This is a genomic window from Paenibacillus sp. HB172176, from assembly GCF_011947265.1.
Lineage (GTDB): Bacteria > Bacillota > Bacilli > Paenibacillales > Paenibacillaceae > Pristimantibacillus.
The window spans coordinates 42037-58048 of sequence record NZ_JAATHD010000022.1; the positions used below are offsets into that span (position 1 = coordinate 42037).

9 protein-coding genes are annotated in these 16012 nt (G+C 50.2%); 7 read left to right on the forward strand and 2 right to left on the reverse strand.

Annotation, left to right across the window (positions count from 1 at the left end):
- Positions 1-65 precede the first annotated feature (65 nt).
- Positions 66-3776, forward strand: coding sequence for a leucine-rich repeat protein (locus HFP08_RS22440; RefSeq protein WP_168122861.1), 3711 nt, complete (start codon positions 66-68; stop codon positions 3774-3776).
- A gap of 396 nt (positions 3777-4172) precedes the next feature.
- On the opposite strand, the gene HFP08_RS22445 is transcribed toward HFP08_RS22440, so the two are convergent.
- Together HFP08_RS22445 and HFP08_RS22450 are read right to left on the reverse strand one after the other, a co-directional pair.
- Positions 4173-5177: a Gfo/Idh/MocA family protein gene (locus HFP08_RS22445; protein WP_168122862.1), complete on the reverse strand. Its 1005-nt coding sequence runs from the start codon at positions 5175-5177 to the stop codon at positions 4173-4175.
- A 1-nt stretch (position 5178) separates the two neighbouring features.
- Entirely contained in the window at positions 5179-6153 is a 975-nt protein-coding gene (locus HFP08_RS22450) for a Gfo/Idh/MocA family protein (protein ID WP_168122863.1), read from the reverse strand.
- Positions 6154-6306: 153 nt separating this feature from the next.
- Between HFP08_RS22450 and HFP08_RS22455 the strand changes: the two genes are divergently transcribed.
- From HFP08_RS22455 to HFP08_RS22480, 6 genes are all read left to right on the forward strand, one after another.
- Positions 6307-7185: an AraC family transcriptional regulator gene (locus HFP08_RS22455; protein WP_168122864.1), complete on the forward strand. Its 879-nt coding sequence runs from the start codon at positions 6307-6309 to the stop codon at positions 7183-7185.
- A gap of 155 nt (positions 7186-7340) precedes the next feature.
- Positions 7341-9695 (forward strand): AraC family transcriptional regulator, encoded by a 2355-nt coding sequence (locus tag HFP08_RS22460; protein ID WP_206109304.1) that lies wholly within the window; start codon positions 7341-7343, stop codon positions 9693-9695.
- Between the two features lie 171 nt (positions 9696-9866).
- Complete coding sequence (locus HFP08_RS22465; RefSeq protein ID WP_168122866.1) at positions 9867-10835, forward strand: ABC transporter permease subunit; 969 nt, start codon at positions 9867-9869, stop codon at positions 10833-10835.
- 54 nt (positions 10836-10889) lie between these two features.
- On the forward strand, positions 10890-11774 hold the full coding sequence (locus HFP08_RS22470) for a carbohydrate ABC transporter permease (RefSeq protein ID WP_168122867.1): 885 nt from the start codon (positions 10890-10892) through the stop codon (positions 11772-11774).
- A 64-nt stretch (positions 11775-11838) separates the two neighbouring features.
- The gene (locus tag HFP08_RS22475) at positions 11839-13416 is read left to right on the forward strand and encodes an extracellular solute-binding protein (protein ID WP_168122868.1); all 1578 of its coding nucleotides are present in this window, start codon (positions 11839-11841) and stop codon (positions 13414-13416) included.
- A gap of 292 nt (positions 13417-13708) precedes the next feature.
- Positions 13709-15676 (forward strand): methyl-accepting chemotaxis protein, encoded by a 1968-nt coding sequence (locus HFP08_RS22480; protein ID WP_240941753.1) that lies wholly within the window; start codon positions 13709-13711, stop codon positions 15674-15676.
- Positions 15677-16012: the final 336 nt, after the last annotated feature.

Below are 16012 nucleotides of genomic sequence, written 5' to 3' on the forward strand. Positions count from 1 at the left end.
TGATGATGGAAATGAAAGAGAAACGGAAAACTATAATTGATTTGAGAAAAGGATTTCATTGTATTTTGGCTATTCTGTTACTGCTTACTGGAATAATGCTAGGCCCGGCAAAGACAATCCATGCCGCAACGGAAGGAGACTTCACCTATTACCCTACCTCCGGCACAACTGCATATATCAGTTCCTATTCCGGGACGGATACGGATATTATAATTCCGGATCGCGTAGGAGCTGGAGATGAATACGAGGTTACTGCAATTAATGAAGCAGCCTTCAATAGCAAAGGCTTGACGTCAGTTGTGCTGCCAAGCGGGCTGAAGACGATTGGTCAAAACGCATTTTATCAAAATGCGCTCACCTCGATTGAACTTCCTCCTGGTCTGGAAAGCATCGGCAAATCCGCTTTTGCCAATAACAAATTGACTGAGGTCGTCATCCCCGATTTGATCACGACTATTGAAAATAATACGTTTCAAAATAATAAAATAACGAGTCTGACGTTGCCGAATTCGATTACTTCTATTGGCAGATACGCCTTTTCGAGCAACTTGCTGACAAACGTTTCTATTCCGAATCAAGTAACAAGCATTGGCATGGGTGCTTTCATGACGAATCGATTGACAAGTGCTTCACTGTCCGATGAATTATTAACGATTGAGAATCAAGCGTTTAGTTACAACAAGCTTGCCAGTGTTACTATTCCAAGCAAGGTGACAAGTATTGGCGCCAGCGCTTTTATGAACAACCAGCTTGCGAGCGTGAATCTTCCCGACAGTCTGTTGAGTATAGGTGATTACGCGTTTCATACCAATAAATTGACATCCCTGATTATCCCTGATGGGATTACAGCGATTGGAGCATTCTCCTTTTATAATAATGAGCTTACAAACGTGGAGCTTCCTGATCAAATAAATACCATTGGGGACGAAGCGTTTGCTTATAACTCTCTTACGAATGTGGTTTTTCCTGAAGGAATGACTGCGATTGGCGATAATGCTTTCTATGGCAATCACATCGGAGACGTTAGTTTCCCCGCTTCGCTCGAAACCATCGGCGAAGCGGCGTTTAAGAGTAATTGGCTGACCTCTTTTGTTTTACCGCGCAGCTTGACGAGTCTGGGCAATGATGCCTTCCGTTCCAATAACCTGACCTCAGTTATCATGCTTGGAACGGCTGCAACATTTGGGACAAATGTATTCTATCGTTATGGCGTTGATCCTTCGGAAACGACGATTATCGGTTATTCCTCCTCGACAACGGAGACTTATGCCGATGCGATTGGTCATACGTTCGAGGTATATGGGAAGGATTTATTGGACGGTCTGACCGAAGCTGGACAACTGCTGGCGGATCATGCTGCGGGCACAGCGGCTGGAGAAGTGCCGCAGACGTCTCGAGATGCATTGCAGGCCGCCATTAGCGCAGCGCAGCCGGTTGCCGATGATATTGCGATTGTAGATCCACTGCCGCTTGCGAATGCGACAACTGCATTGCTGAATGCAATTTCCGATTTTAAAGCAACGATCATAGCTGTGACAGTTTCCTTGGCTGTTCCCGCAGACGGAACCTATGATGCCGGCGATGTACTGACTTTCACAGTGACCTATAATGATTCGGTCACTGTAAATGGCGATCCTTCCATCGAGTTGGAGATTGGAACTGCCGGTGCGACACAGACTGTTCAGGCGGTATATGCCGGGTTGCGCGGCACGCCTCTATCCACTTTAGATTTTGAATATGAAATTCCTGCCGGTTTGCTCGACACGGATGGGATTGGCGTTGACGCTCAGATGACGCTGCCGTCCGGCGCAAGCATAACCGGATCGGATAGCGGGACGGCTCCATTGGCGTATACGTTGCCGGATACAAGCGGCATTCATGTGGATTCCGGCTTGACTGACTCGGACGCTGTGGCAGCCGATCTGGCTGCGCTTGCGATTACGTACGCGCCGGGTGACAGCGCATCAAGCGTGACGCAGAATGTCGGCCTGCCGACAAGCGGCGGTAACGGGACGAGCATTAGCTGGACGAGCAGCGACGATGCGATTATCGACGCGGACGGCAGCGTGACGCGCCCGCCGTATACGGGAAGCGACGCCGTAGTAACGCTGACGGCGACGATTAGCAAGGGAGCAACGAGCGATTCGAAGACATTCGAGCTGACTGTGATTAAGCAGGTGCAGACGGACGGCGAAGCGGTGGCGGCCGATTTGGCTGCGCTTGCGATTACGTACGCGCCGGGAGACAGCGCGTCAAGCGTGACGCAGAATGTCGGCCTGCCTTCAAGCGGCGGCAACGGGACGAGCATTAGCTGGACGAGCAGCGACGGAGCGACTGTCGATACGGACGGCGTTGTGACGCGCCCGCCGTATACGGGAAGCGACGCCGCAATAACCCTGACGGCGACGGTTAGCAAGGGAGCAACGAACGATACGAAAAATTTTGAGTTGACGGTCATTGCTTTGCCTGCGCCTCCAAGCCATCATGACAATGATGATCCTGTGCAAGCTCAGCCTGTGCATGTAACGATAAACGGCAAAGAAGATGATGGACTCGCGGCTTACAGCATTCAGAGAGCGGAAGATGGCTCCTCTCGCATTGTGATTCAAGTGGCGGATGAAATCCGAATGAAACAAGCGATTCATGCCGCCGAGGGCAAGTTATCTATCATTATTACGGTTGACAAGCTGGATGGATGGGATGGATATACCGTCGAATTATCGGAAGATCTTGTAACCGTCATGGTAGATAGAAACGCAAATGTAAAGTTTGAGACAACAATTGGTGATGTACGAATGAATATGGGCGAGCTAGACATGAATGACATGGATGCCAGCGATGGAGAAGCGAATTTTGAAGAAGATGATCATGCGTTCATACAATTGGACCTCGCGAAGGTATCTGCTGCAGCCATTAATCAGTTGGACGAGGCAGCGACTGCGATGTCAGTGAAACTTCTGGCTGCGCCTATCCAATTTCATATGTATCGCATCGAAGAAGAGGGAGAACGAGTAGAGCTGAAGTGGAATAATTATGCAACTCTTACTATCGGGATGCCAGCTTCTATGAATGCTAATGAGGAGACAACCTTTGCTGCATTTCAGTCTGAAAAGGGCTTCCGTTTCATTCCCGCGCATCTGAACAATATTGGAGAAGCGATTCTGAGAAGCATGGATGGAGGAATGTATGTTTTGATCGGCTATAATCCTGTTTTTGCAGATATCCATGGACGATGGAGCGCCCCGATTATCGAGAATTTATCTTCGAAGCTAATCATACAAGGCGATGAGAATGGATTATTCCATCCTGAAAGTGAGGTAACCAAGGCTGAATTCATTGCCATGCTCGTAAGAGCGTTGGCGTTGCCGATAGATGAGGAGAAGGAGAGCTTTACAGATGTCAGTAACGACGCATGGTATAGCGGCGCAGTGGCGGCGGCTGCGAATTACGGGCTTACTCAGGGCGACGAGGAAAACAAATTCCATCCTTCGCAGCCATTGTCGCGCCAAGAGGCGGCAGTAATCATCGCAAAAGCCCAAGCGTTAATGGGATTAAAGCTGGAATTATCCGATAGGGAGACACGTTTTTGGTTAGGTCACTGGAAGGATGACGATACTATAGCGGAATGGGCTCGGGATGCAATGGCCTCCGCCCGCAAGCAAGAAATTCTGCTCGGCGATGCGGCAAGGACAGCGCGTCCTGAAGCGACTCTTACCCGCGAAGAGATGGCAGCTATTCTATACAGGATGCTCCTGGCTTCTCGGTGGATTGACTAGTCTAACAGCATTCGAAGAGAACCTGGAAATGACATGCAAGGCATGTCTTCTCCAGGTTTTTTTAGTCAAAACAGCATATATTTTTTCAGAGATACGAAAGCTGTAAATTTTATCGGCGAAAAACATTCATGACGTTGGCCCGATCGTTGTCGTCGTCAGCCTCGTTAGCTATTTCAGTTTAACCCCAGCGGACTGTAGATTCGCTATTTCTGCAAAATTAGTTTTTTTTGTGATTTCGCGGACAGAGGAGCCGCTATTTTCAAAAAAACTGCGATATTTTTAATATTTTGAGTAAATAGAGGCACCTGTGTCCGCCAAAACGAATAAAATCCTTATTTCTCGCGAATAGCGGCTTCTGTGTCCGCCAATACGACAGCTCCTCTATTTCCCGTTCTCCTATTCAATCGCCAATTCGTTCATGCTCACCGGCTGCCCTGCTTCCAAGGATTGATAGCCAGCCAAGGCGACAGCGGCTGCCTTCATGCCGTCGAGACCGTCAATCGGCACAGGCGATCCGCTGCGAATGGCTTCCACGAAGGCTTGGATCAGATGAGCGTCCATATTGTCGCCCCAATAGCTCCATTCACCCGTGCCTTTCGTCGTGCTGTACACTTCATTGATCTGGCCAAGACCGTCAACGGCTATGACGCCCTTTGTGCCGATAATCTGCATGGTCACGTCTCCCCAGGTCGGGAACGGAGGCTTCCTCGACCAACTGGTGTCGATGACGGCGAACGCTCCGCTTGCCAGCTTGACATGCAGCATGCCCGCATCATCCACCCGCAGCTCCTTGTTGAAGAGGGTGGCGGCATAGGCATAGACCTCCGTTACGTTCGATCCGGTAATCCAATGGATGAGATCCATCACATGCACGGTATGATCGAGCAGCGCTCCGCCGCCGGATTTCGCCTTATCCACGAACCAGCCGCTTGGCGCGGTTCCGCGATTTGTGCCTTTAATGGCTACAACATCACCGATTTCGCCACTCTCGACAGCCTGCTTCGCCTGAATCGCGGCCGCCAGGTAGCGGCAGGGAAAGGCGGTCATCAGCTGCACGTTATTCTCCTCGCAAGCTTCAATCATCGCATTCATCCCATGAATCGAGAGGCCGAGCGGCTTCTCGCAGAGCACATGAAAGCCTTTCCTGGCCGCCGCAATCGTTATCTCTTCGTGCAAGGCATTCTCGGAGCAGATGACAACGGCATCAAGCGCTTCCTCCAACAGCATTGCATAATCGTTGTAATAACGGATAGCATGCCTCTCAGCAACCTCGGCAACTCGATCTTCCGCTGAATCCGCGATTCCGACGATCTCCACCTCGGGATGCGCAAGCAAAGCATTCAGGTAAGAGAAGGCATGGCCATGCGCGAAGCTGAGCATTCCCACTTTCAGTTTTCCCATCCTACATCTCCTCCTTCAAATAGACAACTTTGCCGGTGCGCGCGCTCTCGTCGGCGGCTAGAGCAAGCTCTAGCGCCTTACGAGCGTCTATAGCTGACACAATCGGTTCGCTGCCGTCCCGAATGCAGTCAAGGAAATGCTTCAACTGCAACTCGTATGGATTGCGATAGGCCGGGCTGCCCAGAACCGCTGCAGTCTTGCCAGTATCGGAGTCTTTCTTGTGAATGACGATCGAGCTGCTCTTCATGCTGTCCGCTCGAATAACGCCTCCGTCTCCGGCAATTTCAGCTTTTGTCTGGAAGGGACCCGGATATCCCCAATGTCCTTCAACGTTTGCGACGGCGCCGCTTGCGAATCGAAGCGTGACCAGCGAATACTCCTGCTCGGCGTTGGCGGAATGCAGAGCATAGACGGAGCTCACCTTGCCCAGACTCCAGCGCAGGAAATCCAGATCATGAATCATGAGATCGACGATGATGCCGCCGCTTCTCGAGGCGTCCGTGTACCATCTGCCCGGATGACCGCCGATTCGGCTGGCATGGGCAACGGCTGGATTGCCGATTGCGCCATTATCTATGGCTTGCTTCAGGTCGACGTAATCGGGGAAGAAGCGAACAACATGCCCGATGAACAATTTCACGCCATGCTCTTCGCAGCAGGCGATCATTTCGGAAGCATCTTCAAGCGTCAGAGCGATGGGCTTCTCGCAAATAATATGTTTTCTTGCTTTCGCGGCGAGCAGGGTGAATTCCTTGTGCAGAAAAGAAGGGAGGGCGATGCTGACCGCTTCGCATTCAATTTCCTCCAGCATCTGCTCGAACGATTCGAAAGCCGGCGCGCCGGTTTTTCGCGAGAGAGCTTCCGCAGTTTCTCGATTACTATCGCATAATCCCGTTAATTCCACTTCATCCATTGCTGCATAGGCGGCGGCATGGACGCCCCCGAGTCCTCCACAGCCAAGAACGGCCACTTTCATTTTCGATTCACTCCTTAGCTCATACATTAATCGTTATGAATCTAATAGTAGAGCGAATGAGGATGGCAGTAAATGCGATCATTTAATCAAAAACTATCCATATTCAATATTCGCGAATATAATGGGAGATATCTGATTGAAGGAGGCGATGCAATGGAAATATTCAAAGAGCCGATCTACCATCAGAATGAACAGCTTCGGCTAAAGGTATGGAAATTCAATCATCGTGGCAAGGAGGACAGCAAACATAAGCGCTGGCATTATCATAAGGAGGTTGAATGCCTGCTTATTCTGGAAGGCGTGCATGAGATCAGCCTGCCGAGCCGGACCTATTTCCTTCACCCGGGAGAGGTGTTGCTCATCGGATCGAATCAGCTTCATCGACCGATGGAACGCGAAGGGCAGCCTGTGGAATACATCGTCCTGCATGTCGACCTGGAGCCCTACTTCGATTCGGCGACGATGCATTATATGAACGCCTTCATGGAGCGACTTCATCCGCTGGATGAGCTTAACCGAATCCTGCATGACAATCTTGATGCCAGGAGAGAGATCGGCGATGCCGTGCTGCGCATTCACCAGGAGATTATGGAGCAAAGGAAGGGCTATGAGCTTGCCGTCAGCATGTCCATGAAGCAATTTCTCCTTGCGTTATACCGGTACGATTCGGAGGGTATCATCTCATCCTACGGCGAGAAGGAAATGGGCGTTCTAAGCGGAGTTTTTCATTATATTGAGGAGCATCTTGGAGAGCGGTTAGATATGGCTGAGATTAGCGAAATGGCGGGAATGAGCTACGTCTATTTCTCGAAATATTTCAAATTGAAAACAGGCTATTCCTTCACCGAGTTCGTTAATCGCAAACGAATGGACCGGGCAAAGCGAAGATTGGCTATTACGGATCGGAACATTAGCGATATCGCGATTTCGGTAGGCTTCGAGAATATGGCCCATTTCTATGAGCTGTTCAAGCGTTTCAACGGCTGCACGCCAAGACAGTACAGAGAGAAAATGACGAACACTGTTATTTGAACAAAAAACACTGTTTATTGTGGATGGTTAGCGGAGCGATACAACTATAATGGATGTATCTATGTTTTGAAAACGCATACAAATCATGATATTGTTGATTCTATCATCCGGACAGATACATTGTGGAGGTGATTGCGCTGGGGCTGATGAAACGAATGAAAGCGAGGAGCGAAATCGGAAGGAGGGGTGTTTTCTATCGGAAATCATTCATATGGCTGTTGTTGACCGCGGCAATACCAGGCATGATAACCGGTCTGTGCCTCTATTGGTTCGGTGTTGGACATATGGAGGATGATCTAAGCGAATTGCATCAGAGCCAAATGAAGGAACGCGTTCAGAATATCGACGATCAGCTCTCTTATCTCGAGATGGATTTGTCTCATTGGGCGTTCAGTCCGAGATTCGGATACAGCTTGAAGGATATGGACTTCGTCTATCAATTCCAGGAGGCGAGGGACATTAGCAAGTCCTTGCTCGTCATGCAAGGTTCGCATCCGCTCATCCAAGACGTGGAGCTGTATATTAACCGCGAGGAGCCGGTTGTGTTCAAGACGGAGCATTACAGAGTCTATGATCCCGCCATGCTTACGCATTATCAGCAGCTTCTTCAGGACAAGCGAAGCGTCTATTGGCTTGAGCATCTCGACGAAGCGGAAGCGCAGGAGGATTCCGTGGAGGATGTGGTCATCAGCACGGCAGAGACGCCGCTTACGCTCGTTCATAAAGTGCCCGGCGACAGCAGTCAGCCGTTCGGAGCGCTTGTAGTGACGCTGAACAGAGAGAAGCTCGTCAATCTTCTGAAAACGATGACGCCTTACAATGAAGGTCTTACCTTCTTGTTGAACGCCGGCGGAGAGACGATTCTATCTGATGACCCGGCGGCGTCGGAGCTGGTTGACGAACTGAAGAGCCGCCTGGCGGGAAGTTCGGCAGAAGAAGGAGCGTTTCGTCTGGGGCGAGGGGGCGTCATGTATTCGGTCTCGTACGGCAAGCTGTCGCGCCTCGATAAAGAATGGACGTATGTTTCGGCTTCTCCGATGAACGCCATCACATCTCCCGTTCTGGCATTGTCCAAATTGATCGTAGCGATCTCGCTGGCAAGTCTTGTAATCGGGCTTATTCTGTCCTGGTTGGCGTCCAGACGCATGTACGACCCTATGGAGCGCTTGCTGAGGAAGCTGAATCCAGGCTCGCTGGCCGGCCATAAGCGAATGGATGAATTTCAGTATATCGAAGCTTTATGGCAGGACACGGCGGCCGAAAGCTCAGAACTTCAAGCAAAGCTGAGCGATCAGCAGCCCATGCTGAGAAACGGCTTTCTGCTGCAATTATTGTATGGACATTTGCTTTCTTACTCGGAGCGTGAATTGAGGGAGCGAATGGCGAGATACGGCTGGCAGACTGGCGGACACCGATTCGGATTCATGCATATTCGCTTAACCGGATTAGACGGCCATGCGGGCGAAGTAACGGAGAATGATGAAAGTCTGTTCACCTTTGCGGCTTCGAATATTGCGGAGGAGCTGGCGGAAGAACGTTTTGAGCAATTTCATGTCATGAACTTTCATAATTTGGCCCTAGGCCTGTTCGTCATTCTGCCGGATAGAGGGCAAGCGATTGAAGGCTCTAACATGCCGCGGATGCGCGAGCTTGCCGAAGACATTACCTCAGCCATCAACAAATTGCTCAAGCTGCAAGCGGCGATTACGATCAGCAAGCCTCTTGATGAAGTGAAGCGATTGACCGCCACCTTCATGGAGCTGGAGAGAGCTTCGAGCTTCAGGCAGTTCGTGAATCAGAATCAAATTCTGATGTTGGATGCATTGGATGAGAGAGAGCTGCTTCCGGAGGTTCAATATCCGTTCCAAACAGAGCTGGAGATAATACAAGCGATGCGCTGCGGAGACGCTTCGTCCATAGATCGCCTGCTCCATGCCTTCATGGATGAATTGCTCGCAGGCGACGGGCTGGAGGTTCATGTGCAGCAAGGCATGCTGCAGCTTCTTGCGAGCTTGCAGCATATGATGCTGGAGGCCGGGGTCAATCCCTCCAAGCTGTTTGGCTGCATGAACGCATTCGAGGAGCTGTCGCGCATTCGCGACTCGGACAAGCTTCTGCGGTGGATGAAAAACTATATTATCGCTCCTTATTTGCTGGAGCGGGAGACGAGAGCGGGCGTGCAGCAGAAGCAGGTTATCGATCGTACAATCGTTTACATTCATGAGCATTACGGGAACGATATCTCCCTGGAGAGCTGCGGGGATCATGTTGGGATGAGCTCCTATGCGCTCAGCAAACTGTTCAAGAGCGTGACCGGCGTAAACTTTATCGATTACTTGACCGAATTGCGCATTGGCAACGCGAAGGAGCTCTTATTGACCACGAATCTCAGAATTAATGACGTAGCGGAGCAAGTGGGCTATCAGCAGCGCTACTTCAATCGCATTTTCAAGAAGCTTGTCGGCACGACGCCAAGCGAATACCGCGAAGCGGGAGGTGCGGCAAAATAATGAACATCTGCCTAAAGAGTACCATAGTGTGGAAAAGCCTTGATATTCAAGGCTTTTTTCAATGCAAAAAATTAGAATTGAAGCGGTAAACGTTTTCAAGAGATACTTCGAATGAGAGTCGGGCTGCAAACAAGAATGAGCCATGATAGGGAGAAAAAGGAGGTGGTAGTAATGGAAACGATTGCGGATAACAAGGCAGATCATACTCCGCTGGCGAATAAAGCCATGCACCGAACAGGAACGAGATGGGCCAGACTGAAGAGAGATCGGTGGTTGTACGTCTTGCTTCTGCCCGGGCTTCTTTATTTTCTCGTTTTCAAATATTTACCGATGTGGGGCGTCATTATCGCCTTCCAAAATTATCAACCGTTTTTGGGCGTCATGAAGAGCGAATGGGTGGGATTTGATCATTTTCAAACCTTCTTTCAAAATCCGGATTTTATGCGATTGCTGAAGAACACCTTTATTCTGGCGGTGTATGATCTCGTTTTTTTCTTCCCGGCGCCAATCGTCGCGGCTCTGCTGCTGAACGAGGTTCGCGTGGCGGTGTTCAAGAGATTCATTCAGACATTAGTGTATGTTCCTCATTTTATCTCGATGGTCATCGTGGCAAGCATGTCCTATGTGTTTCTGACGACCCAGGGAGGCGTAATTAACGAAATTGTTTTCCAGCTTTGGGGCGAGAAAATTAATTTTCTGTCCGATCCGAACTGGTTCCGTCCGCTTATTATTCTGCAGATTATATGGAAGGAAACAGGCTGGGGAACCATTATCTTTCTCGCTGCACTGGCATCGGTCGATGTTGAGCAATACGAGGCCGCGATCGTCGACGGGGCCAGTCGATTCCAGCGGCTGTGGAATGTTACCCTTCCCGCGATGAGCTCGGTCATCGTCATCTTGCTTATCCTGCGTCTTGGCAACTTTCTCGACAACGGCTTCGAGCAAATCTTCCTCATGACCAATTCGCTCAATCGAACGGTTGCCGACGTGTTCGACACTTATGTCTATTTCGTCGGGATTACGCAGGGAGCATTCAGCTACAGCACGGCGATCGGATTGTTCAAGTCTCTTGTCGGCATCGTTCTCATCTATGGGAGCAACTGGCTGGCTAAGCGCTTCGGCCAAGAGGGTCTCTACTAGATGAGATGATAACCATTAGCTGGCACTATTATTTACTCGCGAGGAGGTTTGAAGATGTCGACCAAACACGATACGCTCGGGGAACGGATATTCGACGGAGCTAATTATTTGTTCTTGGCCCTGTTCGCGCTCATTACGGCGCTGCCGTTCGTCTATATCATCGCGGGTTCGTTCGCGACGGAGGCGGAACTGGCCGAGAGAAGCTTCTTTCTTATCCCGAGGCATTTTTCCAACAACGCGTATCAGTATATTTTCTCTTCGGATACGATCTTCCGAAGCATGGGCATCTCCATCTTCATTACCGTCGTCGGAACGATGACCAATCTGGCGTTTACGCTGACGATGGCTTACGCTCTGTCCCGCAAAGAGCTTATGGGCCGCAATTTATTTATGAATATGATCATCTTCTCCATGCTGTTCAGCGGCGGCATGATTCCCGCTTATCTCGTGGTGAAGGAGCTCGGACTCATTAACAGCTATGGGGCTGTCATTCTGCCGGGGGCGATCAGTGCATTCAATCTCATCGTCATACGAAATTTTTTCCAACAGCTCCCGGCGGGTCTTGAGGAATCGGCGCGAATTGACGGCTGCACGGATCTCGGCGTGTTATGGCGAATCGTGCTGCCGCTGTCCAAACCCGTTATCGCTACTTTCGGTTTATTCTATGCCGTTGGACACTGGAACAACTTCTTCTCATCCTTGCTGTATCTGAACGACCATACGAAATGGCCGCTGCAGGTTATGCTAAGAGAAATCGTTATGCTGTCTCAGCTTGCCGTCGGCGATCTCAGCACCATGGATCCGAATTTCGTCACGCCGCCGGATCAGGCGGTGAAGATGGCGGTCATCGTCGTGGGCACGCTGCCGATTTTGTTCGTGTATCCGTTCTTACAGAAGCATTTCGCGAAAGGCGTGCTGCTCGGATCGATCAAAGGTTAAGGAGCTTCTGTACCGCGGATTTACGTCTTGTACGTTTTACCAATACAAAGGAGGTTTTCCCAATATGGACAATGCAACCCTATGGAAAAAGAAAGGTCTTTCCGCAGCTTCCATGCTGTTGTTGGCGGGTACGCTTGCCGCCTGCTCGGGAGGCAATTCGGGCAACAACAACGGGGCAGAAACGCCAAGCAGCACAAATGCGGGCAAGACGGGCAACAATACGGAGGCGACGGCCAAGGCGGAGCAGCCGTTGGATCTCAGCATCATGGTGCCCGCGTTCAGCACGGAACTGCCGGGCAACGACAGTCCCGTTATCAAGCAATTGGAAGATTATACGAATACGAAGATCGAGATGCAGTTTGTACCGAACAGCTCCTACCCGGACAAGATGAACATCACGCTCGCATCCGGACAATTGCCGGACATTATGGAAGTGGACCGCAATGCGGCAAGCTTTATCAATGCGGCGCGATCGGGCGCTTTCTGGGAGCTTGGACCGTATCTGCAGGATTATCCGAATCTCAGTCAAGCCAATCCGATTATTCTGAACAACTCCTCCATCGACGGCAAGATTTACGGCATATATCGCGCGCGCACGCTGGGCCGCATGGGCGTGTCCATTAATAAGGACTGGATGGAGAATGTCGGTCTCGGCGAGCCGAAGACGATTGATGAATTCTACAATCTGCTCAAAGCGTTCAAAGAAGATGATCCCGATCAGAACGGCAAGGATGATACTTACGGCATCGTGGTTACGAAATACGCTGGACCATGGGATATTATGCAAACCTGGTTCGGAGCGCCGAACAAATGGGGCGAGGACGAGAACGGCAAGCTCGTTCCGACGCATATGACGCCGGAGTACAAGGATGCGCTGAAGTTTTTCCGCAAGCTGTATGAGGAAGGCTTGGTCAACGAGGATTTCGCGGTTATGGATCCGGCGGTATGGAATGATCCGATCATTAACGGCCAGGCGGGCGTGCTGGTCGACGTAGCGGACGCAAGCCGCCGAATCGACGGAAAAATGCAGGAGAAAGCGAAGCGGGATACGCCGTATATCGATGTGTTCCAGGCGCCAGTCGGACCTGTTGGACATCGCGACATGCCGACATCCGGTTATTCGGGTGTGTTGGCCATCTCCAAATCGGCGGTGAAGACGGAGGACGAATTGAAACGCGTGCTGCAGTTCATCGATCAGCTCAGCGATGTTGAGATGCAGATGCTTCTTGGCTATGGCATCGAAGGCAGACATTATGAGATGGTCGGCGACTATATCAAGCCGGTTGACATGAGCCAGCAAGCGGGTCTTAAGAAAGAGCTGGAAAGCTTGAATCAAATGCTGACATTCATCGGCCCGGTTACGCCTACGCTTGAGATGACGGAAATCAACAAGAAGATTACCGAAGTGCAGACGGCGAACGAAGAGATCGTTGTCGCGAATCCGGCAGAGCCGCTGATCTCGGAAGTCTACGCCCAGAAAGGCCAGCAGCTTGACAATATTATCGCGGACGCGCGCATACAATATATTGTCGGCCAGATCGACGACGCGGGTCTCGACAAGGCAATTGCGCTGTGGCGCACTAGCGGCGGCGATGATTATGTGGCGGAAATCAACAAGCTGTATGAGGCATCGAAGCAGTAAAATCGTTCGCCTATGAAGCGAATAAGATCCTGTTAAAGGCTCAGATTTAATAATGAAAACGGTTCACCAAAAGTGAACCGTTTTCATTTTTTTTTGCTCTTATTTATTGACTCGGCTCGACCGATAACTAGCGTATGCGTTAGCCAATAGACATAGACAAGGAGACTGGAACGTGCCTACTTCAAAACAAAACAAGCTAGAGGGATTAAAGTCGATACGGCTTTCAAATCCCGTAAAATCCGTCGGTATGAAACTTTTTTGGATTATTTTTATCAGCATTTTATCTTGTGTCTTGATTGTAGGACTTACCGCTTATGCACAGGCCAAGAAAATCGTAGTGAACAATGTTTCGGAGGCAAGCTATCAAACGGTCAGACAAGTAGCGAACAATATGAATGTCGTGCTTCAAACCTTTGATGATTTATCGCTCCAAATTATTGTAGATACAGATATTCGAACCGCCATCAATAAGCTGCAGAATAATCAGGACAACTTTTTGATCACACGCGATATTATCGAAAGATTGAATAATTATTTAATGACCAACGATAAAATAAAGGGCATTGCGCTAATTCCGTCGAATCCGGCTGATGAGGTTATTTCGGCAGGAACCATAAATGTCGATCTGAATGCAGACGCTGTACAGGAGAAGGCCTGGTACAACAAGACGCTGGAAGCGAGCGGAAAGTCGGTTTGGATTGCTCCCGAAGCTGAGGGTCTGCTGTCCTCAGGCTCGGCCGACACGTTTGGGCTTGGCAGGTTGCTTACCGGCTTTATTTCGGAGGATCATGGTTATACGCTGTTGATGGATATGAATGTCGACGCGTTCTTCGCGCGATACGACGATGTGCAGCTTGGAGAAGGCAGTCAATTAACGCTAGTTGACTCCGAAGGCAACGTTGTCATGGCCAAGGATCTTCCCCGAATCGGCGCTGCTTTCAACGTGACTCTGCCCTCCGAGGGCAAACAAGCGGAATTCGGACAACCGAAGTTGACGGATAAAGACGGCCATAAATTTCTAGCCGCCTATCAGAAGCTTGAATCCTCGGATTGGAGGCTGGTTGGCACCATTCCGGTTGCCAACTTGTATCAAGATGCCAAAGTCATTCAAACCTTGACGTGGGTCATGGTTCTGTTTGCCATGATTATTGCTATTATTATCGGTTATATGGTGATCGCCACGATCGCTAATCCATTAGTCAAGCTGCGAAATTTGATGGTGGAAGGAGCGAATGGAAATTTGACAGTAAGATCCACCATTCGTAAGCGTCAAGATGAAATCGGGCAGTTGGCCGACAGCTTCAACGAGATGATGTCGCAAATTACGTCGCTTGCGAAGCAGACAACCCGTTCAGCCGACGAAGTGCTGCTGACAGCTGCGGATTTAACCGATGCATCGAACAAAACCTCAATCGCCGCGAAAGAGATTGCCGTTGCCACGGAGGAAATTGCGAATGGCGCGACAAGTCTGGCTGTCGAGGCGGAAAAGGGCAGCGATCTAACCAATCATATCAATCGGCAGATGAAGCAAGTGATGGACGCGAACGAACAAATGTCAGAGTCGGCGACCGAAGTGGAGAAGGCCAGTCGGCAAGGCACGGCTTATATGGGAATACTGACGGAGAAAACGGGAATAACCGAAGACATGACCCGCTCTATGGTGGCCAAGGTGGATGCGTTAAAGGAAAGCACGGGCTCTATTGTAAAAATACTCGATGTGTTGGACAATCTGACCAAGCAAACGAATATCTTATCGCTTAACGCAACGATCGAGGCCGCGAGGGCGGGAGCCGCCGGCAAGGGCTTTATGGTCGTTGCGGATGAAATTCGAAAGCTGGCCGATCAATCCAGACAGTCCATCGACGTGGTTGGTCAAATTACCGAGAAAATTCAAGGCGAGATTGAAGAAACGGTGAAGGTGCTGTCCGATGCTTATCCTCTGTTCCAGGAGCAGATCGTATCGGTAAAGGACGCAAACGAAATTTTCTTGAAGGTTCAAATGCAAATGGGGCAGTTCGTCGACAAGCTTGGACTGGCGACGGAAGCGATCGGCGGCCTCAATCAATCGCAAGCCGTTCTGTCCGACGCAATGACGAGCGTCAGCGCGGTCGCGGAACAATCCTCGGCAACCTCAGAGGAGGTTGCATCGCTGAGCTCGGAGCAATTAAGCATAAGCAACGGCTTGGTCCGTCTGTCGGACAAGCTCGATGCCGTATCGAAAGGCTTGAAGGAATCCCTAATGAAATTCAAAGTGGAATAGAGACGGTCGGACATTTTCAATAGCTTGGAATTTTCACAGTTGACAGGGATATCGGAATTCCCTATACTGTCAATAATCTAATATGCGATATACGCTTATATGAGATCAGTAGCAGCTTGGTCCCTGTTCCAGAAAGCCGGGGGGAGATGAAACCCGGCACACACCAAGTTTCGCGAATTACACTCAGCAGTATCCCGGGTAATGCCGGGCGGAATGGCGATCGATACTTCGCCGAAAGCGGTGGAAACACGTTCGGCTTCCTGGTCATGATCGATCGAAGCAGAATCGTTTGCGCAAGTTGGGTGGTAACACGGTTATTCAATCGTCCCTATGTCA

Bases quoted from the DNA above. Each gene is read 5' to 3' on its own strand.
- HFP08_RS22445 (WP_168122862.1), bottom strand. From the start codon at position 5,177: ATGGGAAAACTGAAAGTGGGAATGCTCAGCTTCGCGCATGGCCATGCC.
- HFP08_RS22450 (WP_168122863.1), bottom strand. From the start codon at position 6,153: ATGAAAGTGGCCGTTCTTGGCTGTGGAGGACTCGGGGGCGTCCATGCC.
- HFP08_RS22455 (WP_168122864.1), top strand. From the start codon at position 6,307: ATGGAAATATTCAAAGAGCCGATCTACCATCAGAATGAACAGCTTCGG.
- HFP08_RS22460 (WP_206109304.1), top strand. From the start codon at position 7,341: ATGAAAGCGAGGAGCGAAATCGGAAGGAGGGGTGTTTTCTATCGGAAA.
- HFP08_RS22465 (WP_168122866.1), top strand. From the start codon at position 9,867: ATGGAAACGATTGCGGATAACAAGGCAGATCATACTCCGCTGGCGAAT.
- HFP08_RS22470 (WP_168122867.1), top strand. From the start codon at position 10,890: ATGTCGACCAAACACGATACGCTCGGGGAACGGATATTCGACGGAGCT.
- HFP08_RS22475 (WP_168122868.1), top strand. From the start codon at position 11,839: ATGGACAATGCAACCCTATGGAAAAAGAAAGGTCTTTCCGCAGCTTCC.